This is a genomic window from Caballeronia sp. Sq4a (assembly GCF_023170545.1).
GTDB lineage: Bacteria > Pseudomonadota > Gammaproteobacteria > Burkholderiales > Burkholderiaceae > Caballeronia.
The window spans coordinates 292,794-318,041 of the sequence record NZ_CP084250.1; the positions used below are offsets into that span (position 1 = coordinate 292,794).

At 64.2% G+C, this 25,248-nt stretch carries 23 protein-coding genes; 18 read left to right on the forward strand and 5 right to left on the reverse strand.

What is annotated here, in order from left to right; translation table 11 throughout:
• Positions 1 to 16 precede the first annotated feature (16 nt).
• Both LDZ24_RS01400 and LDZ24_RS01405 read left to right on the forward strand, forming a co-directional pair.
• Positions 17 to 1,612, forward strand: a complete 1,596-nt coding sequence (locus LDZ24_RS01400) for an MFS transporter (protein WP_248321107.1) — start codon at positions 17 to 19, stop codon at positions 1,610 to 1,612.
• Positions 1,613 to 1,632: 20 nt separating this feature from the next.
• Entirely contained in the window at positions 1,633 to 2,097 is a 465-nt protein-coding gene (locus LDZ24_RS01405) for a MarR family winged helix-turn-helix transcriptional regulator (RefSeq protein WP_248321109.1), read from the forward strand.
• Here LDZ24_RS01405 and LDZ24_RS01410 read toward each other — a convergent pair.
• On the reverse strand, positions 2,094 to 3,368 hold the full coding sequence (locus tag LDZ24_RS01410; RefSeq protein ID WP_248321111.1) for an amino acid deaminase: 1,275 nt from the start codon (positions 3,366 to 3,368) through the stop codon (positions 2,094 to 2,096). The two genes, LDZ24_RS01405 and LDZ24_RS01410, sit on opposite strands and share 4 nt — an antisense overlap.
• 140 nt (positions 3,369 to 3,508) lie before the next feature.
• On the opposite strand from LDZ24_RS01410, the gene LDZ24_RS01415 reads away from it, so the two are divergent.
• The 3 genes from LDZ24_RS01415 to LDZ24_RS01425 are packed head-to-tail and all read left to right on the forward strand — an operon-like array spanning position 3,509 to position 6,294.
• Positions 3,509 to 4,396: a MurR/RpiR family transcriptional regulator gene (locus LDZ24_RS01415; RefSeq protein WP_248321113.1), complete on the forward strand. Its 888-nt coding sequence runs from the start codon at positions 3,509 to 3,511 to the stop codon at positions 4,394 to 4,396.
• A 2-nt stretch (positions 4,397 to 4,398) separates the two neighbouring features.
• The gene (locus LDZ24_RS01420; protein ID WP_248321115.1) at positions 4,399 to 5,877 is read left to right on the forward strand and encodes an amidohydrolase family protein; all 1,479 of its coding nucleotides are present in this window, start codon (positions 4,399 to 4,401) and stop codon (positions 5,875 to 5,877) included.
• 30 nt (positions 5,878 to 5,907) lie between these two features.
• A complete protein-coding gene (locus LDZ24_RS01425) occupies positions 5,908 to 6,294 on the forward strand; it encodes a RidA family protein (protein WP_248321117.1) in 387 nt (128 codons plus the stop codon).
• A 45-nt stretch (positions 6,295 to 6,339) separates the two neighbouring features.
• Here the strand turns inward: LDZ24_RS01425 and queF are convergent, their stop codons facing one another.
• From queF to LDZ24_RS01445, 4 genes are read right to left on the reverse strand one after another with little or no spacing between them, the layout of a single operon-like run.
• Complete coding sequence (queF, locus tag LDZ24_RS01430) at positions 6,340 to 7,164, reverse strand: NADPH-dependent 7-cyano-7-deazaguanine reductase QueF (protein ID WP_175939388.1); 825 nt, start codon at positions 7,162 to 7,164, stop codon at positions 6,340 to 6,342.
• On the reverse strand, positions 7,161 to 8,072 hold the full coding sequence (locus LDZ24_RS01435) for a 5'-nucleotidase (RefSeq protein WP_248321119.1): 912 nt from the start codon (positions 8,070 to 8,072) through the stop codon (positions 7,161 to 7,163). Before LDZ24_RS01435 ends, queF begins: the two co-directional genes overlap by 4 nt.
• A 12-nt stretch (positions 8,073 to 8,084) precedes the next feature.
• Positions 8,085 to 9,608, reverse strand: a complete 1,524-nt coding sequence (gene ilvA, locus LDZ24_RS01440) for a threonine ammonia-lyase, biosynthetic (RefSeq protein ID WP_248321121.1) — start codon at positions 9,606 to 9,608, stop codon at positions 8,085 to 8,087.
• Positions 9,609 to 9,620: 12 nt separating this feature from the next.
• A complete protein-coding gene (locus LDZ24_RS01445; protein ID WP_248321123.1) occupies positions 9,621 to 9,938 on the reverse strand; it encodes a hypothetical protein in 318 nt (105 codons plus the stop codon).
• 195 nt (positions 9,939 to 10,133) lie between these two features.
• Between LDZ24_RS01445 and LDZ24_RS01450 the strand changes: the two genes are divergently transcribed.
• From LDZ24_RS01450 to LDZ24_RS01510, 13 genes are all read left to right on the forward strand, one after another.
• Positions 10,134 to 14,228 carry an FAD/FMN-binding oxidoreductase gene (locus LDZ24_RS01450; protein WP_248321125.1) on the forward strand — a complete coding sequence of 1,365 codons (4,095 nt, stop codon included), beginning with the start codon at positions 10,134 to 10,136 and terminating at the stop codon, positions 14,226 to 14,228.
• Between the two features lie 36 nt (positions 14,229 to 14,264).
• Positions 14,265 to 14,699, forward strand: a complete 435-nt coding sequence (locus LDZ24_RS01455) for an HIT family protein (RefSeq protein WP_248321126.1) — start codon at positions 14,265 to 14,267, stop codon at positions 14,697 to 14,699.
• A 20-nt stretch (positions 14,700 to 14,719) separates the two neighbouring features.
• Complete coding sequence (locus LDZ24_RS01460) at positions 14,720 to 15,130, forward strand: gamma-butyrobetaine hydroxylase-like domain-containing protein (RefSeq protein WP_175939401.1); 411 nt, start codon at positions 14,720 to 14,722, stop codon at positions 15,128 to 15,130.
• Positions 15,131 to 15,212: 82 nt separating this feature from the next.
• Positions 15,213 to 15,944, forward strand: a complete 732-nt coding sequence (ubiE, locus tag LDZ24_RS01465) for a bifunctional demethylmenaquinone methyltransferase/2-methoxy-6-polyprenyl-1,4-benzoquinol methylase UbiE (protein ID WP_248321128.1) — start codon at positions 15,213 to 15,215, stop codon at positions 15,942 to 15,944.
• A gap of 25 nt (positions 15,945 to 15,969) precedes the next feature.
• Positions 15,970 to 16,959: a Tim44 domain-containing protein gene (locus tag LDZ24_RS01470; protein ID WP_248321130.1), complete on the forward strand. Its 990-nt coding sequence runs from the start codon at positions 15,970 to 15,972 to the stop codon at positions 16,957 to 16,959.
• A 155-nt stretch (positions 16,960 to 17,114) separates the two neighbouring features.
• Complete coding sequence (locus LDZ24_RS01475) at positions 17,115 to 17,807, forward strand: SCP2 domain-containing protein (protein WP_248321132.1); 693 nt, start codon at positions 17,115 to 17,117, stop codon at positions 17,805 to 17,807.
• Between the two features lie 22 nt (positions 17,808 to 17,829).
• Positions 17,830 to 19,404, forward strand: coding sequence for a ubiquinone biosynthesis regulatory protein kinase UbiB (gene ubiB / locus LDZ24_RS01480; RefSeq protein ID WP_248321134.1), 1,575 nt, complete (start codon positions 17,830 to 17,832; stop codon positions 19,402 to 19,404).
• A 44-nt stretch (positions 19,405 to 19,448) separates the two neighbouring features.
• Positions 19,449 to 20,075 carry a methyltransferase domain-containing protein gene (locus LDZ24_RS01485; protein WP_248321136.1) on the forward strand — a complete coding sequence of 209 codons (627 nt, stop codon included), beginning with the start codon at positions 19,449 to 19,451 and terminating at the stop codon, positions 20,073 to 20,075.
• 134 nt (positions 20,076 to 20,209) lie between these two features.
• Positions 20,210 to 20,566 carry an FmdB family zinc ribbon protein gene (locus tag LDZ24_RS01490; RefSeq protein WP_248321138.1) on the forward strand — a complete coding sequence of 119 codons (357 nt, stop codon included), beginning with the start codon at positions 20,210 to 20,212 and terminating at the stop codon, positions 20,564 to 20,566.
• A gap of 133 nt (positions 20,567 to 20,699) precedes the next feature.
• Positions 20,700 to 21,362 carry a DUF502 domain-containing protein gene (locus LDZ24_RS01495; protein WP_175939420.1) on the forward strand — a complete coding sequence of 221 codons (663 nt, stop codon included), beginning with the start codon at positions 20,700 to 20,702 and terminating at the stop codon, positions 21,360 to 21,362.
• An 88-nt stretch (positions 21,363 to 21,450) separates the two neighbouring features.
• Complete coding sequence (gene aspS / locus LDZ24_RS01500; protein WP_248321139.1) at positions 21,451 to 23,253, forward strand: aspartate--tRNA ligase; 1,803 nt, start codon at positions 21,451 to 21,453, stop codon at positions 23,251 to 23,253.
• A gap of 102 nt (positions 23,254 to 23,355) precedes the next feature.
• Positions 23,356 to 23,832: a dihydroneopterin triphosphate diphosphatase gene (nudB, locus tag LDZ24_RS01505; RefSeq protein ID WP_175940585.1), complete on the forward strand. Its 477-nt coding sequence runs from the start codon at positions 23,356 to 23,358 to the stop codon at positions 23,830 to 23,832.
• On the forward strand, positions 23,832 to 25,109 hold the full coding sequence (locus tag LDZ24_RS01510) for a phosphatidylserine/phosphatidylglycerophosphate/cardiolipin synthase family protein (protein ID WP_371747401.1): 1,278 nt from the start codon (positions 23,832 to 23,834) through the stop codon (positions 25,107 to 25,109). Before nudB ends, LDZ24_RS01510 begins: the two co-directional genes overlap by 1 nt.
• Positions 25,110 to 25,248 lie beyond the last annotated feature (139 nt).

Below are 25,248 nucleotides of genomic sequence, written 5' to 3' on the forward strand. Positions count from 1 at the left end.
ATTGCTCTTACAAAAAATGGCCGTTCATACAGCCGCGCATCATTCGAGCGGGCAGGTCCTCCCGTTTCGCGAATCCCTCATGGCGATGCTGGGCATCTCCTTCGTGACGATGCTCGTCGCGCTCGACCAGACGGTCGTCGGCACCGCGCTGCCGACCATCGTCGCGGAGCTTAGGGGCTTCGAGCTCTACGCGTGGGTCGCGACTTCCTATCTCCTGACATCCGTCATCACAGTGCCGATTTTCGGGCGGCTCGGCGACTACTACGGCCGCAAGCCGTTCGTGATCGCGTCGATCGTCGTGTTCACGGTCGCGTCCGTGCTGTGCGGGCTCGCCAACAGCATGATGTTCCTCGTGCTCGCTCGCGGCTTGCAGGGCATCGGCGGCGGCATGCTGGTCGGCACGGCGTTCGCGTGCATCGCGGATCTCTTTCCCGACAACGTCGTGCGCCTGCGCTGGCAAGTGCTGATGAGCTCGGCGTTCGGCATCGCGAACGCGGTCGGGCCGTCGCTCGGCGGTTTCCTCACGCAGTACTACGGCTGGCGCTCCGTGTTCTATGTGAATCTGCCGGTCGGCGCGCTCTCGCTGTTCTTCGTGTGGCGCTTTCTGCCGCATCTTCGGCATGTCGCGCATGAAGGCAAGATGCGGCTCGACTGGCCCGGCGCGGTGCTCATTGCCGTTGCGCTCGGCGCGCTGCAACTGTTCGTCGAAATGTTGCCCAAGCATGGCGTGAGCCTGGAGACGGCGACGCTGCTCGTGGCGAGCGCCGCGGCGGGCTTCGCGCTCTGGAAATGGGAAACGCGCTGCGATTACGCGATCCTTCCCATCGACATGTTCCGCAACCAGAGTCTCGCGGCGCTCTTTACGCTCGCCATTCTGGGCGGCTTCACGATGTTCTCGCTGCTCTTTTACGCGCCGCTCCTGTTTCAGGGCGGCTTCGGCATGTCGCCGCAGGGCGCGGGCATGATGATCACGCCGCTCGTGGTGTTCATCACCATCGGCAGCATTCTGAACGGGCGCATCGTCACGCGGCTGTCGAACCCTAACCGCATGCTCTACATCGGCTTCGGATGCCTCGCGGTGTCGTGCCTCGGCGTGGTTGTCGCGACGCACACGATGCCGCGCGCGCTACTGCTCGTTTTCATGCTGCTCGGCGGTCTCGGCCTCGGCTTCGTGATGCCGAACCTGACCGTGTTCGCGCAACAGACGGCGGGCCGCCAGCATCTCGGCATCGCGACCGCGCTGTTGCAATCGCTGCGCATGATCGGCGGGATGATCGGCACCGCGCTGACCGGCACGCTCGTGAGCCATTTGTACGCGAGCGGCGTGAGCCTCGCGCTGGAGCGGGATCACGCGATGCGTTGGTTCGCCGACCTTTCCGACCCGCAGATTCTCATCAACCGCGAAGGACAGCAGACGCTGCTCGCGCAACTCTCGGCGGCGGGCCACAACGGCGCGATGCTGCTCGAAGCGGCGCGCGAGGCGCTGGTCGCGGCGATCCACATCGGGCTCGCAGTCGCGGCGGTGGTGGCGGTGGTGTCGGTATGGCAATCGCGCCGCGTGCCGCTCGTGCGCTTGAAACGCCAGCCTGAACCGGTCATCCTCGCCGAATGACGATTGAGGGAAGCACAAGCATGGACGAACAGGATCGGATCGCCGTGGTGCAACAGTTCGGGCGCACGTATCGCGCGTTCATGTCGGCGTTCGAGCTGGCGGTCGGCCAGCCGATGCCGCGCTGGCGCATTCTGCTCGCGCTGCACGAGCATGCGGGCGTGCTGTCGCAGAAGGCGCTGGTGGAGCGGTTGCGCGTCGATCCCGGCGCGCTCACGCGGCAGTTGAAGACGCTGGAATCGCTCGGCTGGATCGTGCGCAGCGTCGATGCGCGCGACAATCGGGTATCGAATGTCGCGTTGACGGCGCAGGGCCGCGCCGCCACGGAAGAAGGGCTGCCGCGCCGCAACGCGTTCCTACACGACACCATGGCCGCGATGCCCGACGACGCGATCGAGGCATTATCCGGCGCGCTCCAGATGCTCGAATCGCGCATTCAGGAAGTGGCGGCGGCGAGCGCGGCGGCCACCGCCGACGACAAGGCTTAGAAGAACGTTTCGATCACTTCGGTCACGCGATACTTCCGGTCGACGACGAGAATCTGCCGCCATTTGTCGAATGTGAGGCACGGGTGCGAGATGTCGAAGGCGATCATGTCGCCGACCTTCACGTCGTCGCCGGGCTTGATGCGCATGTACGCGTGCTGATCCATCAGGCCGAAAATCTCCCAGCCTTCCTCCGCCGACACATCGCGCGGCGCGTCGGCGCCCGGCCGATAATGCTTCGCCGGCTCCGGCATGCCGGCATCGAACGCGGAGTCGCGCTTGCCGAGCCCGATGATCGCGCGGTCCGGCTCCGGAATCGACTGCACGTAGGCCCACAACTGGAGCGCGGGTTTCAGCCCCTGACCCATGCTCTTGGCGATGGGATTGCGCGCGAAAATCTCGTTCTGCGCTTTCTTGTAGATGCCCACGTCGTGCGTCAGATAGCAGCCGGGGCGCAGCACCACTTCGATAGCGTCGCTGTTCGCCTTGGCGAATTCGTCGGCGACGACGTCATACCACGCCGATCCCGCGCCGGACAGAATCGCCGGCTTGCGCGCGATCTTTCCCTCGTCGATCAGCGTGCGCGTGACATCGACGGCGCTCTTCAGGAAGTCGCGCACCTTCGACTCGTCCTGCAACACGCCTTCGTACAACTCCACGCCCGCCAGTTCGATCACGCCCGGCCAGCGCGCGATGGCAGCCAGCACGGCTTCGCGTTGCGCGTCGTCGCGCACGCCGGTGCGGCCGCCCGGCACGCCCATTTCGATCAGCACGTTCAGCTTCTTGCGCACGTCCGTGAAGAACGCGCCGAGTTGATCGACGCCATCGGCTGAGTCCACGAGGCAGAAGAACTCGAAGCTCGGATCGGTGAGCAACTCGGCGATCATGCCCATGTTGCGCTTGCCGACGAGCTGATTCGCCATCAACACGCGATGCACGCCGCCGCGATACGCCGCGCGCACCTGATGCGCGGTGGCGAGCGTAATGCCCCACGCGCCGGTATCGAGCTGGCGGCGAAAGAGTTGCGGCGCCATCGTCGTCTTGCCGTGCGGCGCGAGCTTCACGCCGTACTCCTCGACGAACGCCTGCATCCACTTCAGATTGTGCTCGATGCGCTCGGCGTACAGCACGGCGGCGGGCAGGCTCACGTCTTCTTCGAGCAGATTCCATTGCAGACGCCCGGCCTCGCCCAACTGGATGCTCGTGCCGGGCACCATGCCGAGACCCTTGCCGAACGGGTCGATCGTCGCGCTCTGATAGTTTGTAACTTTCATGTGCTGCTGCTCCATCGGTCCGAATGATGCGTTTGTGTACGCGCTTAAAAGCCTTCACGGTTGACGGCACTATGGTACCCAAAGTAGGATCGGCGTTGAATTGTTATTTAGTAACACGCGCCCCGAGTAAACCCGACACGATGAACGGCCCCGCCGATCCGCAGAGCTTCGATATCGTCGCGCGCATTGCCGAGCGCGCGCCACTGCTGCGCAGCGCGGAGCGCAAGGTCGCCGCGCTGATTCTCGACGATCTCACGGGCGCGTCGCGGGCGAGCATCGGCGCGCTCGCGGAGCAGGCGGATGTGAGCATCGCCACGGTCACGCGCTTCGCGAAGGCGGTCGGCTGCGAAGACGTGCGCGAACTGAAGCTGCGGCTCGCTCAAGCGGCGGCGGTCGGCCAGCGGTTCCTGAAGCGCGAGCCGGACGCGTTGCCGGATTCGCTCGCCGCGCGCATCTTCGAAGAAGTGCAGACGACGCTCGCGCAGAATCAGGGCGCGCTGCGCGCCGCGCCGGTGGCTGAAGCAGCCGATGCCCTCGCTGCGGCGTCGATGATTTACGTGTTCGGCATGGGCGGCGGATCGACCGCGCTCGCCGACGAAATGCGCTTTCGCCTCGTGCGGCTCGGGCGGCCCGTCGCGTCGTATCAGGACGGGCTGTTGCAGCGCATGGTGGCGTCGACGTTGTCGAAAGAGCATGTCGTCGTCGCGCTTTCGGTGACGGGGCAGACGCCCGAGATGGTGGAAAGCTGCCGGCTCGCTCGCGAATACGGCGCGCGCGTGATCGGGCTGACCGCGCCCGCGTCGCCGCTCGGCGCGCTCGCGGACTGGCTCATTCCCGTCATCGCGATCGAAACGGACTTCATCTACAAGCCGTCGTCGTCGCGCTACGCGATGATGATGGCGCTCGACCTGCTCGTCACCGAACTCGCCGTGAAGCAGGCCGACCGCAGCCGCGAACTGCTGCGCCGCATGAAACACGCGCTCGACGCGCATCGCGGCGGCGGCGAGCGCCAACCTTTGGGAGATTGATCATGGAAAAGTGCGACACGCTGATCGTCGGCGCGCGCGTGATCGACGGCAGCGGCGCGCCCGCCGTCGAGCGCGATGTCGCGGTGCGCGACGGCCGCATCGTCGCAATCGAGGCGCCGGGCGGCTTGTCGCACTGGAGTGCCGACGACCTGTTCGACGCGCGCGGCAAAGTGCTCGCGCCCGGGTTCATCGACGTTCACACGCACGACGACACGCACGTGATCCGCTCGCCGCAGATGATGCCGAAGATCACGCAGGGCGTGACGACGGTGATCGTCGGCAATTGCGGGATCAGCGCGTCGCCGGTGACGCTCAAAGGCAATCCGCCCGATCCGATGAACCTGCTCGGCGATGCCGCCGCGTTTCGCTATCCGACCTTCGCGGCCTATGTCGATGCCGTGAACGACGCGCGTCCGGCGGTGAATGTCGGCGCGCTGATCGGCCACACGGCGCTGCGCAACAATCACATGGACCGGCTCGACCGCGCCGCGACCGCCGATGAAATCGCCGGGATGCGCGCGCAGCTCGAAGAGGCGTTGGACAACGGCGCGCTGGGTTTGTCGAGCGGGCTCGCGTACGGATCGGCGTTCAACGCGCCGCCCGAGGAAGTGCAGGCGCTGGCCGAACCGCTCGCGAAAGCGGGCGCGCTCTACACGACGCACATGCGCACCGAGTTCGACGCCATTCTCGACGCGATGGAAGAGGCGTATCGGGTCGGCCGTCATGCGCGCGTGCCGGTGGTGATTTCGCATCTGAAGTGCGCGGGGCCGTCGAACTGGGGGCGCAGCGTGGAAGTGCTGAAATCGATCGAAACCGTGCGCGAAGGACAGCCTGTCGGATGCGACTGCTATCCGTATAACCGCAGTTCGTCGACGCTGGACCTGAAGCAGGTGACGGGCGATATCGACGTCACGATCACATGGTCGACGCCGCATCCGGAAATGGCGGGCAAGCTGATCCGTGAGGTTGCGGCCGAATGGAACGTGAGCCAGCAGGAGGCCGCGAAGCGCCTGCAACCGGCGGGCGCGGTGTATCACAACATGTCCGAGGACGACGTGCGGCGCATCCTGTCGCATCCCGCGACGATGGTCGGTTCCGATGGCCTGCCGAACGATCCGCTGCCGCATCCGCGCTTGTGGGGCGCGTTTCCGCGCGTGCTCGGGCACTATGCGCGCGACACGGCGCTCATCGCGCTGGAAGAGGCGGTGCGCAAGATGACGAGTCTCTCGGCGCGGCGTTTCGGGCTCACGGAGCGCGGCGAGGTGAAAGTGGGTTATCACGCTGATCTTGTGGTGTTCGATCCCGAGCGCGTGCGCGATGCCGCGACCTTCGCGAAGCCGGAGCAGGCGGCCGATGGCATCGACGCGGTGTGGGTGAATGGCGTTTTGACGTATCGCGAGGCGGCGCTTACGGGCGAGCGCGCGGGACGTTTCGTGGCGCGCGGCGCGGCATCGAAGCTGGATGCGGCGGGCGCGTTTTAAGACTTATTGCGGACCAAAAGGAGTGCAAAGATGAAGCGTTATGGCGTGGAAGGCGGCAAGGGACAAGGCGGCGCGCATATGCCGTTCGCACGCGCGGTCGAGGCCGATGGCTGGCTCTACGTGTCGGGCCAGACGCCGATGCAGGACGGCGAGGTGATCAACGGCGGCATCGTCGAGCAGTCGCACAAGGCGATTCAGAACGTGATCGCCATTCTCGAGGAAGCGGGCTACGGCACCGAGCATGTCGTGCGCTGCGGCGTGTGGCTGGACGATCCGCGCGACTTCGCTTCGTTCAACAAGGTGTTCAAGGAGTACTTCGGCGCGAACCCGCCGGCGCGGGCGTGCGTGGTGTCGTCGATGGTGATCGACTGCAAGGTCGAGGTGGATTGCGTGGCTTATAAGAAGCCGGCCGCTTGATGGCGCAAGCGGCGCCGCGCTCGTCGCGCGCCGCCGCTTCGGGACTTACTGCCTCCCCAACCGCGCATTATCCGGCATCGGCAAATTAAAGTTCGTCCGAAACGGATTGATATCCAGCCCGCCGCGCCGCGTGTACCGCGCATACACCGCGAGCCGCTCTGGTTTGCATTCCCGCATGATGTCCATGAAGATGCGCTCGACGCATTGCTCGTGGAATCCGGTATGTTCGCGATACGACACGATATACCGCAGCAAACCCGCGTGATCGATCTGTCCGCCGTAATAGCGGATCTGCACGCTGCCCCAGTCCGGCTGTCCCGTGACCGGACAATTCGACTTCAGCAGATTAGAAAACAGCGTCTCGTCGACAGGCGCTTCGTCATGCGATGCCGTCAGCAGCGACGGATCCGGCGCATAGATCTCGCAATCGAGGTCGAGCCGGTCCAGCGACAAGCCGTCGAATTCTTCCATCGTGAGCTTGCCGAAATCGGCAGGCGGCACCAGTTGCACCGATACCGTCGCGCCGCACGTCGCGGAGACATCGCGCTTGATCGCGGCGCGCACATCGTCGATGGAATCGAACTGCGTCTGCGCGAACGATCCGAGATACAGCTTGAACGACTTCGATTCGACGATGTTCGGCGACTCGGCCGGCACGAAGAACGTCGCGACCGCGATCTGCGGCTTGCCGCGCCTGTTGAGCCACGAAAGCTCGTATGCATTCCAGACGTCGGTGCCGAAGAACGGCAAGCGCGCAGGCACGCCGATCTCGTCGCGCGCGCGCTTGCGGTCGATCGGAAAGAGCAGCGAGGAATCGTACTGTTCGGTGTAGTTGACGGCTTTGCCGAGCGGAGATTGGTCGGGTGTCATGGTGCGTTCGCTATGCCGCTGAGAACGTGCCCCGTCGCAGTCACGACGCGGGCCGATTCACAGTGGCGGATTTGGTCGTCGAAGAAAAAGTCGGGTTCGAATTCGCGCAGAAATTCCCCCTTGTCGAGGCCGCCTAAGAACATCGCTTCGTCGATTTCGATGTTCCACGCCATCAGCGTCCGGATCGCGCGTTCGTGCGCGGGAGCGGAGCGCGCCGTGACGAGCGCGGTGCGAATGTGCATCGGCGACTGGCTTTCGTTGTCGTCGGCGATGCGTTGCAGCTTGTTTAACGCCGCCAGAAGCGGCTTGAGCGGTCCGCCGGGAAGCGGCGAATCCTTCTTTTCCGTCTCGTGGCCGACGAACGCGCCCAAACCTTCGGTCTGAAACACGCGTTCGGCTTCGTCGGAGAAGAGAACGGCGTCGCCGTCGAACGCGATGCGGATTTCATCAGCATAACGGCTTGCGGCGCGCGGCGTTTCCGGCAGCACGCGCGCGGCGGGGAAGCCTGCGGCGAGCGCGGCGCGCACGTCGTCCGGATTCGCCGACAGAAATAGCGACGCGCGCAGCGGTTTCAAGTACGCGAACGGCGAGCGGCCGCGCGTGAACACGCCGCGTTCGATCGCCAGTCCATGCTCGCGGCACGAATGGAACGCGCGCAGGCCGCTAATCGGGTCGCTGCGCGACAGAATCACCACTTCGACGCGCTGCTCGTGCGCGTTCAGCGCCAGCAGCTTGCGGATCAGCCCGAACGCGACGCCCGGCTTCGCGGGCGTGTCGAGCCGCGAGCGTTGCAGCGCCTCGTAACGGGCGAGATCGCCCGTTTCGTAGACGCGGTTTTCCTCTTCGAAGTCGAAAAGCGCGCGCGACGAAATCGCGACGACGAGCTTGTCTTCGAGCGTGAAGGCCATCGCTGCTCGGCCTTACGCGAGGAACAGCTTGTAGACCGGGTTCGCCTGCTCGTCCCACCACGGATAGCCGAGCGTCGCGAGGAAACGCTCGAACTCGGCGTTATCGGACTGCGGCACCTGAATGCCGACCAGAATCGAGCTGTAGTCCGCGCCCTGATTGCGATAGTGGAAGAGGCTGATGTTCCAGTTCGGCGCCATCGACGAGAGGAACTTCATCAGCGCGCCCGGCCGCTCGGGAAATTCGAAGCGCAACAGGCGCTCGTCCTGCGCGAGCGGCGAATGGCCGCCCACCATGTAGCGAATGTGCTGCTTGGAAAGCTCGTCGTGCGACAGATCGACGGTCGCAAAGCCGTGCTCGATGAACGACGACATCATCTGCGCCGTCTCCTTGCGCGACTTGATCTGCACGCCGACGAAAATATGCGCGGCGCGCGCATCCGCGATGCGGTAGTTGAATTCAGTGACGCTGCGCGTGCCGACGAGTTCGCAGAAGCGCCGGAAGCTGCCGCGCTCCTCGGGAATCGTCACCGCGAACACTGCTTCCCGCGCCTCGCCTACTTCGGCGCGTTCTGCGACGAAGCGCATGCGGTCGAAGTTCATGTTCGCGCCCGAAGTCACGGCCACGAGCGTCTTGCCTTCGATGCCCTCGCGTTCCGCATACAGCTTCGCGCCCGCGACGGCGAGCGAGCCCGCCGGTTCGAGCACGCTGCGCGTGTCCTGGAACACGTCCTTGATGGCGGCGCAAAGCGCATCGGTGTCGACAGTGAGCACTTCGTCGAGCAGTTCACGGCACAGCCGGAACGTTTCTTCGCCGACGAGTTTCACCGCCGTGCCGTCCGAAAACAGGCCGACTTCGCCGAGCGTCACGCGCTCGCCCGCCGCGATCGAACGCGCCATCGCGCACGAATCCTCGGTCTGCACGCCGATCACCTTGATCTCCGGCCGCACCGCCTTCACGTACGCGGCGACGCCCGCCGCCAGTCCGCCGCCGCCGATCGGCACGAAGATCGCGTGAATCGGGCCCTGATGCTGGCGCAGAATTTCCATCGCGACCGTGCCTTGCCCGGCGATGACGTCCGGATCGTCGAACGGATGCACGAAGGTGAGGCCGCGCTCTTCCTGAAGCTCGACGGCGCGCGCGTAAGCGTCGCTGTACGATTCGCCCGCCAGCACGATCTCGACCGTCGGCCCGCCGTGCGTGCGGATGGCGTCGATCTTGACTTGCGGCGTCGTGGTCGGCACCGCGATCACCGCGCGGCAGCCGAGACGCGCCGCCGAGAGCGCCACGCCCTGCGCGTGATTGCCCGCCGACGCCGTGATGACGCCGCGCGAGAGCACATCTGTCGGCAGGTTCGCCATCTTGTTGTACGCGCCGCGAATCTTGAACGAGAAGACCGGCTGATTGTCTTCGCGCTTTAAATACACGGAGTTGTGCAGGCGCGCCGACAGATTGCGCGCCGGTTCCAGCTCGCTTTCGCGTGCGACGTCGTAGACGCGCGCCGTCAGCACTTTCTTCAGGTAATCGGGATGGTTCATGCGGAGGACTCGTCAGGCAGGCCGGCTGCGCTTTTTCAGGGCGAAAACATCAATGATAGCCGCAAAGGACTGCGCTTCCGGCGCGGCGCAGCATTGACCGACCGGCCGGACGCCTAAAAGCGCGCAAAAGCGCCAAACGGCGGCGAAAATGGGCGCGTAAAAGCCCCTTCGTCGTGCTAGCGGCCGCCAACGGCGATTTTCGCGATGGGTTAGAATTTCTTTTTGCAAATCAGCAATCAGGACCGGCAGATGCACTTGCAGCTTCGGATCGAATCTCTGGCGCATGTTCCCCGCGCGCATCACGCGGCGGCCGAGCGGCATGCGCGCCATGCGCGATCGTGGCGTTGATCTCGGGCACATCGAAGGCGGCGCCGTGAGGCTCGCGGCATCCGCGCAAGCCGGCGCTTTCGGGCGAATCGCCCGCCTTCGCAAACAAAAGTCTCATTCGAAAATCTGCGCCCCCACGCGCACCGTCGGCGTCTACGCTTTCCGAAGCCCGCGCGCCGAACCACCGAACCGTCGAACATGAACGCACCTCAAGCCTTCGATCCGAACGGCGCCCATGCCGCCTTGGCGCTCGATATCGAGCCGCGTCTCCGCGAAATTCCCTATAACTACACGTCGTTTTCGGACCGCGAAATCGTCATGCGGCTCTTGGGCGACGAAGCCTGGGCCGCGCTCGACGAACTGCGCGCCGAACGCCGCACCGGCCGCTCCGCGCGCATGCTGTACGAAGTGCTGGGCGACATCTGGGCCGTGCGCCGCAATCCGTATCTGCAGGACGACCTGCTCGACAACCCGAAGCGTCGCGCGATGCTGGTCGAGGCGCTGAACCATCGCCTGACCGAAATCGAGAAGCGCCGCAGCGCGGACTTGTCCGAGCACAGCGAAGAAGCGGGCAGCCGCGAACGCGCTGAACGCGTGCAACTGCTCATCGCCGCCGCGCGTCGCGCCGTGGACGACTTCGCCTCCGAATTCGGTCGCATGGCCGATCTGCGCCGCCGCGCGTCGCGCGTGCTCGGCAAGCAAACGCAGAAGGACAACATTCGCTTCGACGGCCTCGCGCGCGTTTCGCACGTCACCGACGCGACCGACTGGCGCGTCGAATATCCATTCGTCGTGCTGACGCCGGATACGGAAGCCGAGATCGCCGGTCTCATCAAGGCGTGTTTCGAGCTCGGCCTCACCGTGATTCCGCGCGGCGGCGGCACCGGCTACACGGGCGGCGCGATTCCGCTCACGCCGTTTTCGGCGGTCATCAACACGGAAAAGCTGGAACAGCTCGGGCCGGTCGAGATGACAGACCTGCCGGGCGTCGACCACAAGGTCGCGACGATTTTCTCCGGCGCGGGCGTCGTCACGCGCCGCGTGACGGAAGCGGCCGAGCAGTCGGGCTTCGTATTCGCGGTCGATCCGACTTCGCTCGATGCATCGTGCGTCGGCGGCAATGTCGCGATGAACGCGGGCGGCAAGAAAGCGGTGCTGTGGGGCACGGCGCTGGACAATCTCGCCTGGTGGCGCATGGTCGATCCCGAAGGCAACTGGCTCGAAGTCACGCGTCTGGATCACAACTGCGGGAAGATTCACGACGTCGAAGTGGCGCGCTTCCGGCTCGACTGGTTCGACGGGAACCGCGCGCCCGGCGAGAAACTGATCCGCAGCGAAAACCTCGACATTGCCGGCCGCACGTTCCGCAAGGAAGGGCTGGGCAAGGACGTGACCGACAAGTTCCTGTCCGGGCTGCCGGGCGTGCAGAAGGAAGGCTGCGACGGTCTCATCACGTCCGCGCGCTGGATTCTGCACAAGATGCCGGCGCACACGCGCACCGTCTGCCTCGAATTCTTCGGGCAGGCGCGCGACGCCATTCCGAGCATCGTCGAGATCAAGGATTACCTGTTCGAAACGTCGAAGCAGGGCGGCGCGATTCTCGCGGGCCTCGAGCACCTCGACGAGCGTTATCTGCGCGCGGTCGGCTATGCGACCAAGAGCAAGCGCAACGCGTTTCCGAAGATGGTGCTGATCGGCGATATCGTCGGCAATGACGCCGATGCCGTCGCGCAGGCCACGTCCGAAGTCGTGCGCATGGCGAACGGCAAGAGCGGCGAAGGCTTCGTCGCGGTGAACGCGGAAGCGCGCAAGCGTTTCTGGCTCGACCGCTCGCGCACGGCCGCGATCGCCAAACACACGAACGCGTTCAAGATCAACGAAGACGTCGTGATTCCGCTCAACCGCATGGGCGAGTACACGGACGGCATCGAGCGCATCAACATCGAACTGTCGATCAAGAACAAGCTGCAATTGCTCGATGCGCTCGAAGCGTTCTTCCGTAATGGCAAGCTGCCGCTCGGCAAGAGCGACGACGCGAACGAAATTCCGAGCGCCGAACTGCTCGAAGACCGCGTACAGCAGGCGCTCGATCTGCTCAAGCGCGTGCGCGAACGCTGGACGTTCGTCGGCGAAAAGCTGGACTTGCCGCTGCGCGAGGCGCAGCACTATCTGGTGACGCTCGGCTACGAGGCGTTCGCCGAGAAGTTCGCGGATCGCGTGGACGTGCAGCCTGACGCCACGGTGTTTCATCTCGCGCAGGATCGCACGCTGCGCATTTCGTGGAAGCAGGAGATTCGCGCGGAACTGCGCCAGATCTTCAACGGCGGCGAATTCAAGCCGATCCTCGACGAAGCGCAGGCCATCCACAAGCACGTGCTGCGCGGCCGCGTGTTCGTCGCGCTGCACATGCACGCGGGCGACGGCAACGTCCACACGAACATTCCGGTCAACTCCGACAACTACGAGATGCTGCAGGACGCGCATCACGCGGTGGCGCGCATCATGAAGCTCGCGCGTTCGCTGGATGGCGTGATCTCCGGCGAGCACGGCATCGGCATCACCAAGCTCGAATTCCTGACGGACGAGGAAATCGGCGATTTCCGCGCGTACAAGAAGCGCGTGGACCCGCAAGGGCGCTTCAACGCGGGCAAGCTGCTGGAAGGCGCGGACTTGCGCAACGCGTACACGCCGTCGTTCGGGCTGATGGGCTATGAATCGCTCATCATGCAGCAGTCGGATATCGGCGCGATCTCCGATTCCATCAAGGACTGCCTGCGCTGCGGCAAGTGCAAGCCGGTCTGCGCGACCCACGTGCCGCGCGCGAACCTGCTCTATAGCCCGCGCAACAAGATTCTCGCCACTTCACTGCTCGTCGAAGCGTTCCTGTACGAAGAGCAGACGCGCCGTGGCGTGTCGATCAAGCATTGGGACGAATTCAACGATGTCGCCGATCACTGCACCGTCTGCCACAAGTGCGCGACGCCGTGCCCGGTGAAGATCGACTTCGGCGACGTGTCGATGAACATGCGCAACCTCTTGCGCAAGATGGGCAAGAAGAAGTTCAACGCGGGCAACGCGGCGGGCATGTTCTTCCTCAACGCGACGAATCCGCAGACCATCAACATCGCGCGCACCGCGATGATGGGCGTCGGCTACAAGGCGCAGCGTCTCGGCACCGACGTGCTGAAGAAGATCGTCAAGAAGCAGACCGCGCATCCGCCGTCGACGACCGGCAAGCCGCCCGTCGTGCAGCAGGTGATCCACTTCGTCAACAAGAAGATGCCGGGCAATCTGCCGAAGAAGACGGCGCGCGCGCTGCTCGATATCGAGGACAACAAGATCGTCCCGATCATCCGCAATCCGAAGACGACGACTGTCGATTCGGAAGCGGTGTTCTACTTCCCCGGCTGCGGCTCGGAGCGTCTGTTCTCGCAGGTCGGCCTCGCCACGCAGGCGATGCTATGGGAAGCGGGCGTGCAGACCGTGCTGCCGCCGGGTTATCTGTGCTGCGGCTACCCGCAGCGCGGCGCGGGCCAGTTCGACAAGGCGGAGAAGATCGTCACGGACAACCGCGTGTTGTTCCATCGCGTAGCGAATACGCTGAACTATCTCGATATCAAGACCGTCGTGGTGTCGTGCGGCACCTGCTACGACCAGCTCGCGGGCTATGAATTCGAGAAGATCTTCCCCGGCTGCCGGATCATCGACATTCACGAGTTCCTGCTGGAGAAAAACATTCGGCTGGATGGCGTGAAGGGTACGCGCTACATGTATCACGATCCTTGCCACTCGCCGATCAAGACGGTCGATCCGGTGAAGCTCGTCAACGATCTGATGGGTTCGCAGAACGACGGCTACAAGATTCAGAAGAACGATCGCTGCTGCGGCGAGTCGGGCACGTTCGCGGTCACGCGCCCGGACATCGCGACGCAGGTGCGCTTCCGCAAGGAAGAGGAAGTGCGCAAAGGCGCGGCCAACCTGCGCGGCATTCCGCTGACGTCGGTTGCCGGCTCGAACGCCATCAATCCGATGAACGCATCGGCAGGCACGGCGGGCGCCGCGCCCGGCTCGGTGCTCTCGGCCGGCGACGGCGCGCAGACCGAAGGCACGGACGTGAAGATTCTCACGAGCTGCCCGTCGTGCCTGCAAGGACTCTCGCGCTACAACGAGGACGCCAACGTCGAGGCGGACTATATCGTCGTCGAAATGGCGCGCAAGGTGCTCGGCGAAAACTGGATGGAGCAGTACGTCGAACGCGCGAACAATGGCGGTATCGAGCGCGTGCTGGTGTAATAGCGAAATCGAGGTTTGATTCGCTAGAGGTTTGAGATGGACTGTGTGTTTTGCCGCAAAGACGGCGGCGAAGTGCTGTGGTCGGACGACGCGTTGCGCGTCGTCCTCGCCGACGAGCCGGACTGGCCCGGCTTTTGTCGCGTGATCTGGGGCGCGCATGTCGCGGAAATGTCGGACTTGGCCGATGCCGACCGCGCGCGCGTGATGACCGCCGTGAACGGCGTCGAACGCGCGATGCGTCGCGTGCTCGTGCCCGAGAAAATCAATCTGGCGAGCCTCGGCAATCAGGTGCCGCATCTGCATTGGCACGTCATTCCACGTTTTTCCAACGATTCCCGTTTTCCGCTGCCCGTCTGGGCGCCGCGCCAGCGCACGGTGTCCGAGGCGCAGCTCGGCAAGCGCCGCGCGCAGGCGACGCTTCTGCGCGAAGCCGTTCGCCGCGAGCTGAATCAGGCGTTCGGCCAACACTAACTTAAGAGATAAGGCTCACCATGAGCGGACTGACATCGACGACGCCGATTCCCACCGGCGTCGTTCTGCATTCGAAATCCCGCGTGCTGGAATTGCAATACGGCGAGAAGGAGTCGTATCGCGTGCCGTTCGAACTGTTGCGCGTCTATTCGCCATCCGCCGAAGTGCAAGGCCACGGGCCGGGACAGGAAACGCTGCAGACGGGCAAGCGCGAAGTCGCCATTACGGGCATCGAGCCGGTCGGACATTACGCGCTCCAGTTGAATTTTTCGGACGGGCACAATACCGGCATTTATTCGTGGGACATCCTTTACGATCTCGCGACGAAACAGGACGAACGCTGGCGCGACTATCTGACGAAGCTGCAGGCAGCCGGCATCGACCGCGATGCGCCGATGGCCGCGAAGCCCGCCGGCGGCCACTGTCACTGAACGAACGATGCGCGGCATAACGCCGCGGGCCGGCGCGACGATTGCGCAGGCAGATACGAACAACATGCGAGGAAAGAGCGCAATGAGCAAGACCCACTTCGGATACGAAACGGTCGACGAGCAGGAGAAGGCGAGCAAGGTGGCGGGCGTGTTTCACTCCGTCGCGAGCAATTACGACCTGATGAACGACCTGATGTCCGGCGGGCTGCATCGCATCTGGAAGCATTTCACGATCGGGCAGGCGAAGGTGCGCGCGGGTTACAAGGTGCTGGACATCGCGGGCGGCACCGGCGACCTCGCAATGGCGTTCGCGAAGCAGGCCGGCGCGACGGGCGAAGTCTGGCACACGGACATCAACGAATCGATGCTGCGCGTGGGTCGCGATCGTCTGCTGGACAAGGGCGTCATCACGCCGACGCTCCTGTGCGACGCGGAAAAGATTCCGTTTCCCGACAACCATTTCGACGTGGTGACGGTTGCGTTCGGGCTGCGCAACATGACGCACAAGGAGCGCGCGCTGGCCGAAATGTACCGCGTGCTCAAGCCGGGCGGCCGTCTGCTCGTGCTCGAATTTTCGAAAGTGTGGGAACCGCTCAAGAAGCCGTACGACATTTACAGCTTCAAGATTCTGCCCTGGCTCGGCGAGAAGGTGGCAAAGGACGCGGACAGCTATCGCTATCTGGCCGAGTCCATCCGCATGCACCCGGACCAGGAAACATTGAAGACGATGATGGAACAAGCAGGACTGGATCGAGTCGAATATTACAATTTGTCAGGTGGCGTGGTAGCGTTACACGTCGGGACAAAATTTTGATGTTCCACTCTCTTGAGGATTCGATATGTCCGATTCGCGCACACCCCAATCCCGGGGTTTTCTGAACTCCATGTTCAGAAAGGCCGGTATCTTGGCGCTCGCTGGCGTTATCACGGCTGGCGCAATCTTCGCGGACGACGCCGAGGCGCGCCGCATGGGCGGTGGCCGCAGCATGGGCCGCCAGTCGGCCACGGCCACGCAGCAGCATCAGGCGACGCCGCCGTCGCAGTCCATGCAGCCGAGCCAGTCGATGCAGCCGCAGCGCGCGCAACCCGCGCCCGCCGCGCCGCCCGCCGCTCAACCGGCGCGTAACCGCTGGCTCGGGCCGATCGCCGGTCTCGCCGCTGGTCTGGGCATCGCGGCGCTGCTGTCGCACTTCGGGCTCGGCGGCGCGTTCGCCGGCGCGATGGCCAACATGATCATGATCGCGCTGATCGTGCTCGCGGCCGTCATGCTGTTCCGCTTCTTCATGCGCAAGCGGCAGGGCACGTCGACGCCGGCGTATGCAGGCGCGGGCGCGTCGCCGTATGGCGCGTCGGCGCGCACCGGCCTGAATCAGGAGCCGCCGCGCATGTCGCAGCCCGCGGGCTTCGGCGCGGACTATATCGATTCGCCCGCGACGCAGGCCGCGCCGGTCAACGTTCCGGCCGGCTTCGACACCGAAGCGTTCGTGCGTAACGCGAAGGTCTACTTCGTGCGCCTTCAGGACGCGTGGGACCGCGGCAACGTCAATGACATCCGCGAATTCACCACGCCGGAGATGTTCGCCGAAGTGAAACTTGACATCGATGCACGCGGCGGCGCGCCGAATCGCACGGACGTGGTCCAGCTCAACGCCGACGTGCTCGGCGTGGAAGATCGCGGGTCCGAGTATCTCGCGAGCGTGCGCTTCCACGGCCTGATCCGCGAATCGGAAGGGGCGGCGGCCGAGCCGTTCGTCGAGATCTGGAACCTGTCGAAGCAGAAATCCGGCAACGAAGGCTGGCTGCTGGCCGGCATTCAGCAGGTCAGTTGAGCGCGTCCCCGCACGCCGGCGCGGCGGCATGGCGCCGCACGTCGGCAGCGGGGCGCGCGTCGAGAAGCGGCTTCCGCGTTCGCGGAGTTTGCCTAGACCGTAGAATAGAACCCGCGCGAGCGACCGCTTGCGCGGGTTTTTTCATCTCAGAGCCGATGACGAACGCACACGAACCTTCCCGCTCCGTTGTAGATCCTGCCGTCAAGACCGCGTCCGGTGCGTTCGCGGCTGTCGTGAATCATCTTCTCGCCCGTGAGCCGTGGGCGCGCGAGCGCCTTCAGCCGTACGCCGGCAAGTCCGTACGGCTTTCGTGCGCGCCGTTCGTCGTGGCGCTCGTCGCGCAGGCGGACGGGCTTTTCGTCGCAACGAGCGAGACGCAAGCCGGCCATTTCGATGTCAGCATCGCCGTGCCGTTCGATGCGCTTCCCGCGTTCCTGCAAGGCGGTCAGGCGGCGGTGATGAAGCATGTGCGCATAGAAGGCGATGCGGAGTTCGCGCAGACGCTCGCGAAGCTCGCCGAGCATCTGCGCTGGGATCCGGAGGAAGACCTGTCGCGCGTGATCGGCGATGCACCCGCGCATCGCATCGGCATGATCGCGCGGACGATGCAGGCGCAGGCGCAGCGCACCGGCCGCAATCTTCTCGACTCCGTGGCCGAGTACTTGCTGGACGAGCGTCCGCAACTCGTGCGCAAGAGCGCGCTCGACGCGTTCAACGCCGAGTTGTCGCAGGCGCGCGATGCGCTCGCGCGCGTCGAAAAGCGCATCGAGCGGATCGAACAACGAGAGTCGGCTCGCGGCGCTTCAGCGCGGACCGGCGGTGAGTCCGGGCGCGACTCGCGCAAATAACGAGCTGAAGCGAACTCCGACCATGCGTTTTCTGCGTTTCCTCAAGATTTTCTTCACGATTGTCCGCTTCGGCCTGGACGAACTGGTCATGAGCGGCATCAACGACCGCCGCGTGCGCTACCTCATGCGCGTGACGACGTTCGGCCGCCGCTTCGATGTCGAGCGCGGCATCCGGTTGCGCCTGGCGCTGGAAAGCCTCGGACCGATCTTCGTCAAATTTGGTCAAGTGTTGTCGACGCGGCGCGATCTGTTGCCGGTCGATATCGCCAACGAACTCGCGAAGTTGCAGGATCGCGTGCCGCCGTTCGATTCGAACGTCGCGGTTTCGATCATCGAGAAAGCGCTCGGCGCGCCGATCGACGCACTCTTCGACGACTTCGAGCGCGTGCCGGTGGCGAGCGCGTCGATCGCGCAGGTGCATTTCGCGAAGATCCGGCATGGCGAGCACGCGGGCAAACCCGTCGCCGTGAAGGTGTTGCGGCCGGGCATGTTGCCCGTGATCGATTCGGACCTCGCGCTCCTGCGCGATATCGCCATCTGGGCCGAGCGTCTCTGGCCGGACGGCAGGCGGCTGAAGCCGCGCGAAGTCGTCGCTGAATTCGACAAATATCTGCACGACGAACTCGACCTCATGCGCGAGGCCGCCAACGGCAGCCAGTTGCGCCGCAATTTCCAGGGCCTCGATCTGCTGCTCGTGCCGGAGATGTACTGGGATCTGTCCGCGCCCACGGTGCTCGTGATGGAGCGCATGGTCGGCGTGCCGATCTCGCAAGTCGAAACGCTGCGCGCGGCCGGCGTCGATATTCCGAAGCTCGCGCGCGAAGGCGTCGAAATTTTCTTCACGCAGGTGTTTCGCGACGGCTTTTTTCACGCGGACATGCACCCCGGCAATATTCAGGTGAGTCTCGATCCGGCGACGTTCGGCCGCTATATCGCGCTCGACTTCGGGATCGTCGGGGCGCTGTCGGACTTCGATAAGAACTATCTCGCGCAGAACTTCCTCGCGTTCTTCAAGCGCGATTACCACCGCGTGGCGACGCTGCACCTCGAATCCGGCTGGGTGCCGCCGAGCACGCGCGTCGAGGAACTGGAGAGCGCGATTCGCGCCGTCTGCGAGCCTTATTTCGATCGCGCGCTCAAGGACATTTCGCTCGGACAGGTGCTGATGCGGCTCTTTTCGACCTCGCGCCGCTTCAACGTCGAGATTCAGCCGCAACTCGTGCTGCTGCAAAAGACGATGCTGAACGTGGAAGGGCTCGGCCGCTCGCTCGATCCGGAACTCGACTTGTGGAAGACCGCGAAGCCGTACCTCGAACGCTGGATGAACGAGCAGATCGGCTGGCGCGGCTGGTACGAGCGTCTGCGAATGGAAGCGCCGCAATGGAGCAAGACGATTCCGCAGCTGCCGCGGCTGATTCATCACTTGCTCGCGGAGCGCCACGACGCGCCGCGCGGCAACAATGACGAAACCATGCGCCAACTCCTCGCGGAGCAAAAGCGCACGAACCGGCTGCTGACGACGCTGCTCGTCGTCGGGCTTGGCGTCATTGCGGGCGCGGGCGTGGTCATCGCGCAATTCTGGATGGGTCACCCCTGAACGCGGCGAGCCGGCGCGTCTGGCAACCGGCGCGAGGAGAATCCATGAGCAATTCCAGCAGCGCCGATGTTCCGTCCTTCGAGAACCGCGACCCGAATTCGCCCGGTTTCTGGGACGAACGGTTCGACCGACGCTTCACGCCGTGGGATCAGGCGGGCGTGCCCGATGCTTTTCGCGCGTTCGTGTCCGCGTTGTCCGCGCCCGAAGCCACGCGCGTGCTGATTCCCGGCTGCGGCAACGCGTACGAGGCCGCGTATTTGGCCGAGCGAGGCATGAGCGTGCGCGCCATCGATTTCTCGCCGAGCGCGGTCGCGGCGGCGCGCGCGCAGTTGGGCGCGCACGCGGGCGTCGTCGAAGAAGCCGATTTTTTCGCGTATCAGCCGCCGTTCGCACCCGACTGGATCTACGAGCGCGCCTTTCTGTGCGCGCTGCCGAAACACCGCTGGACCGATTACGCAAACCGCATGGCGGCCCTCGCGCGGCCCGGCGCGCTGCTCGCGGGCTTTTTTTTCATCGGCGCGACGCCGAAAGGCCCGCCGTTCGGCATCGAGCGCAACGAACTCGACGCGCTTCTCGCTCCTCACTTCGAATTGGCCGACGATCGCGAAGTCAGCGGCTCCATACCGGTCTTTGCCGGCCGCGAACGCTGGCTGACGTGGCGGCGCGCTTGAATTATTCGTCTTCGCCCCCATCTAGCGAGCAAGCGGCACGGCGCGGGGCCGGCCGAAAATGGCGGGCCGAAGCGGGTTTGCGGCTATAATTCAAGGCTTTGCAAGCGTCGACAGATCATTGTAGGAAGAGTGCCATGCCGATTTACGCATACCGCTGCGCATCCTGCGGCCACGAAAAAGACGTGCTTCAGAAGTTGAGCGACGCACCGCTCACGCAATGTCCCGCCTGCGGAAAGGACGCGTTTTCCAAGCAAGTGACCGCGGCTGGGTTCCAGTTGAAGGGCTCCGGCTGGTATGTCACCGATTTCCGCGGCGGCAACAACGGTTCCGCTGCGCCGAAGTCGGGCGACAACGCGGGCAATTCGAATTCCGGCGATAGCGCGAAATCGGGCAGTGCGTCAACGTCCGATGCATCGCCGCCTGCTAGCGCAGCGCCCGCTGCAAGCGCTTCGACGCCCGCAGCGCCCGCGACGCCTTCGGGCGCAGCCTGAAAGCGCACACGTCACGCACGGCGCGAGCTTCGCGCCGGCTGCGCAATCCGTCCCGTACCGCCTGTCAGAGCGCGCGCCCTGAGCGCCCGCGGATCGCGGCCAACCCGACGCCCGTCACCCTAGCGACAACAACGTGACCACGAAAAAGACTACGCTGAAAACCGTGTTCCTCACCGGCCTGCTGGTGCTGGTGCCGCTCGCCATCACGCTGTGGGTGCTCGGCCTCGTGATCGGAACCATGGATCAGACGCTGCTCCTTTTGCCGGCCGCGTGGCAGCCGGAGCGTGTCTTCGGGTTCCATCTGCCGGGACTGGGCGCGCTGCTCACGCTCGCATTCATCTTCGTCGTCGGCCTCTTTACTCAGAACTTCGTCGGGCAGAAACTCGTCGGCTGGTGGGACGCCATTCTTCGCCACATTCCGGTCGTCGGCCCGCTCTACACGAGCGTGAAACAGGTTTCGGACACGCTGCTTTCGTCGAGCGGCAATGCATTTCGCAAGGCGCTGCTGGTCGAATATCCGCGCAAGGGCTCGTACACCATCGGGTTTCTGACCGGCATTCCCGGCGGCGACGTGTTGAATCATCTGAAGGAAGATCACGTGAGCGTCTACGTGCCGACCACGCCGAACCCCACGTCCGGCTTCTTCCTGATGATGCCGAAAAGCGAGGTCGTCGAACTGGATATGACCGTCGACGCTGCACTGAAGTACATCGTCTCGATGGGCGTGGTCGCCCCCGCGCCGAGCGCGCCGCTGTCGGTCGCGCCCGCCCGCCGCCCCACCGAGCCGCCGATGTAATGCCGGCGCGCGTGCCGCGAATCGAGCCGACGAAGAGCACGATCCGCACGCGAGCCGTTCATCAACGAACAACGAAAGACACAACATCATGTCGATGCGATCTGAATACTGCGGTCTGGTGACCGAAGCCCTGCTGGGCCAAACCGTCTCGCTGTGCGGCTGGGTGCATCGCCGCCGCGACCACGGGGGCGTTATCTTCATCGACTTGCGCGATCGCGAAGGGCTCGTCCAGGTCGTCTGCGATCCGGATCGCGCCGAGATGTTCAAGGTGGCCGAAGGCGTGCGCAACGAGTTCTGCGTGCAGGTGAAGGGCGTCGTGCGCAACCGTCCGGAAGGCACGGTCAACGCCAATCTGACGAGCGGCAAGATCGAAGTGCTGTGTCATGAACTGAACGTGCTGAACGCGTCGGTGACGCCGCCGTTCCAGCTCGACGACGACAACCTGTCCGAGACCACGCGCCTCACGCATCGCGTGCTGGATCTGCGCCGTCCGCAGATGCAAAAGAACCTGCGCCTGCGCTATCGCGTGGCGATCGAAGTGCGCAAATATCTGGACGCGCAAGGCTTCATCGACATCGAAACGCCGATGCTGACCAAGAGCACGCCAGAAGGCGCGCGCGACTATCTCGTGCCGTCGCGCGTGAACGCCGGACAGTTCTTCGCGCTGCCGCAATCGCCGCAATTGTTCAAGCAATTGCTGATGGTCGCGAACTTCGACCGTTACTACCAGATCACCAAGTGCTTCCGCGACGAAGACCTGCGCGCGGACCGTCAGCCGGAATTCACGCAGATCGACTGCGAAACGTCGTTCTTGAACGAGCAGGAAATCCGCGATCTGTTCGAAAACATGATCCGCCACGTCTTCAAGGAGACGATGGACGTCGCGCTGCCGGAGAAATTTCCGGTCATGCTGTATTCGGAAGCGATGCGCCGTTTCGGCTCGGACAAGCCCGACCTGCGCGTGAAGCTCGAATTCGCCGATCTGACCGACGCGGTCAGGGACGTCGACTTCAAGGTGTTCAGCATGCCGGCCAATTCGAAGGACGGCCGCGTCGCTGCGTTGCGCGTGCCGAAGGGCGGCGAGCTGTCGCGCGGCGATATCGACGGTTACACGGAATTCGTGCGTATTTACGGCGCGAAGGGCCTCGCGTGGATCAAGGTCAACGACAAGACCAAGGGCCGCGACGGTCTGCAAAGCCCGATCGTCAAGAATCTGCATGACGCGGCGCTCGCCGCCATCATGGAGCGCACGGGCGCGGAAGACGGCGACATCATTTTCTTTGCGGCGGATCGCACGAAGGTCGTGAACGACAGCCTCGGCGCGCTGCGCCTGAAAATCGGCCATTCCGAATTCGGCAAGGCGAACGGCCTGCTCGAATCCGGCTGGAAGCCGCTGTGGGTGATCGACTTCCCGATGTTCGAATACGACGAGGAAGAAAACCGCTACGTGGCCGCGCACCACCCGTTCACGAGCCCGAAGGACGAGCACCTCGAATACCTCGAAACCGATCCGGGCCGCTGCCTCGCGAAGGCGTACGACATGGTGCTGAACGGCTGGGAAATCGGCGGCGGTTCGGTGCGTATCTTCCAGGAAGACGTGCAGAGCAAGGTGTTCCGCGCGCTGAAGATCAGCGCGGAAGAAGCGCGCCTGAAGTTCGGCTTCCTGCTCGACGCGCTGCAATACGGCGCGCCGCCGCACGGCGGTATCGCGTTCGGTCTGGACCGCATCGTGACGCTGATGTCCGGCGCCGACTCGATCCGCGACGTGATCGCGTTTCCGAAGACGCAGCGCGCGCAGGACCTGCTCACGCAAGCGCCGAGCGAAGTCGACGAGCGCCAGTTGCGCGAGTTGCACATCCGTCTGCGGCAACCCGAACAAAAGACGCAATAAGCATTGTTAATGTTGTGACGAAAAAGGCGCCGAGTGCGCCTTTTTCGTTTTTTGCGCTACAGTCGTTGCCGGATACGAGACAACGCGCACGTCCACATCGTTATGCAAAAGCCACCGAAAATCCCCGAATCCGTGCTGGTCGTGATTCACACGCCCGACCTCGATGTGCTTATCATCGAGCGGGCGGATCATCCGGGCTTCTGGCAATCGGTGACGGGCTCCAAAGACCGCATCGACGAGCCGCTCGAAGAAACCGCCGCGCGCGAAGTGCAGGAGGAAACGGGCATCATCGTCGGCAGTCCGCTCGTGCCGCAGAATGCGCTGCTCAACTGGCATCACAGCATTCAGTACGACATCTATCCGCAATGGCGGCACCGTTACGCCGAAGGCATCACGCGCAATACCGAACATCAGTTCAGTCTGTGCGTGCCGCATTGCCTGGAAGTGACGCTCGCGCCGCGCGAACACACGTCGCATCTGTGGCTGCCCTTGCGTGAAGCCGCCGACCGCTGCTTCTCGTGGTCCAACCGCGAAGCCATTCTTCAACTGCCCGAGCGCCTCGCGGCGCATAGCCGATGATCGGTGTGCGGCCAAGGCGCAGCTTCAAGCGACTGCGCCAGGCGCTCTTCTCCGGGCGACGTCCGCCGCGTTTCTGCTTCACCGCGGGCAACCAGGTCCGCATTTTCAAAAGCGGCGCGCAGTTCTTTCCCGCGCTGATCGAGCGGATCGACGGCGCGCAGAACACGGTCTCGCTCGAGACCTACATCTTCGCGAACGACGACGCCGGCCGCGCGGTCTCCGACGCGCTCTTGCGGGCCGCGGCGCGCGGCGTCGCGGTGCGCGTGATCACGGACGGCATCGGCACCGACGGCAATCTGCCGATGTTCGAGCAGTGGAAGGCGGGCGGCGTCGAGCATCGAATCTACAATCCGCATCTGCTGTTCGGGCCGCTCGGCTTTTCGCGCACGCACCGCAAGCTCGCGCTGGTCGACAACACGTACGCGTTTTGCGGCGGCATCAATGTCGTCGACGACTACGACCAGAACGGCACGCGCTTGCCGGAACCGCGCTGGGACTTCGCGATGGAGGCGCAAGGGCCGGTGGTCAAGGACGTGCGCGATGCGTTCGACCTTCAATGGGAGCGCATCCGCCTCGGCGTCAAGCCGCGCGAGCCGCGTTCGTCGTCCTGCGAGCCGCAGCCAGACCATAACCGCCGGACTTCCCGACGCGCGATGCGCGCCCGGCGCCGCGCGCAGCTCGGCGAAATTCATGCGGTCGATCAACCGTGCGTCGCATTCGTGGCGCGCGACAATCTGCTGAATCGCCGGGCCATCGAAAAGGCGTATCTGCGCGCCATCGCCCACGCGGAGCGCGAAGTCCTGCTCGCCAATCCGTATTTCATGCCGGGCCGCAAGCTGCGGCGCGCGCTCGTGCTCGCGGCGCGGCGCGGCGTGCGCGTGTCGCTCGTCATCGGGCGCAAGGAGTTCGTCGCGCTCGACTACGCCACGCCGTTCCTCTACGGCAATCTGCTGAAGAATGGCGTGCGCATTGCCGAGTACGAGAAGACGATCCTGCACGGCAAGGTCGCGGTCGTGGACGCCGACTGGGCGACCATCGGCTCGTCTAATCTCGACGCGCTCTCGCTCGTGCTGAACAACGAAGCCAACATGGTGCTCGTGAACCACGCGGAGATCGCGGGCTTGCACGACGCCATTCTCGAGGCGTTCGACGAAGGCAGCCGCATCGACGAAAAACACTACGCGTCGCGCCCGGTGGGCGAGCGAATCCTAAGCTGGCTCGCGTACAACACCTACCGCATGACGATGAAACTCATCACCATCGGTCAGTACGATTGACGGCCCAATTACTGCTGATCCGACGATGTAGCTGCCAAACGGCAATATGCTCCCAGCAAATGGGAAGTCGGGCAGTCACTTAGAGGCAGTCCGCACACAAAAAAGGACAATAGGGCGGGCAAAAATAGGACTTATCCTA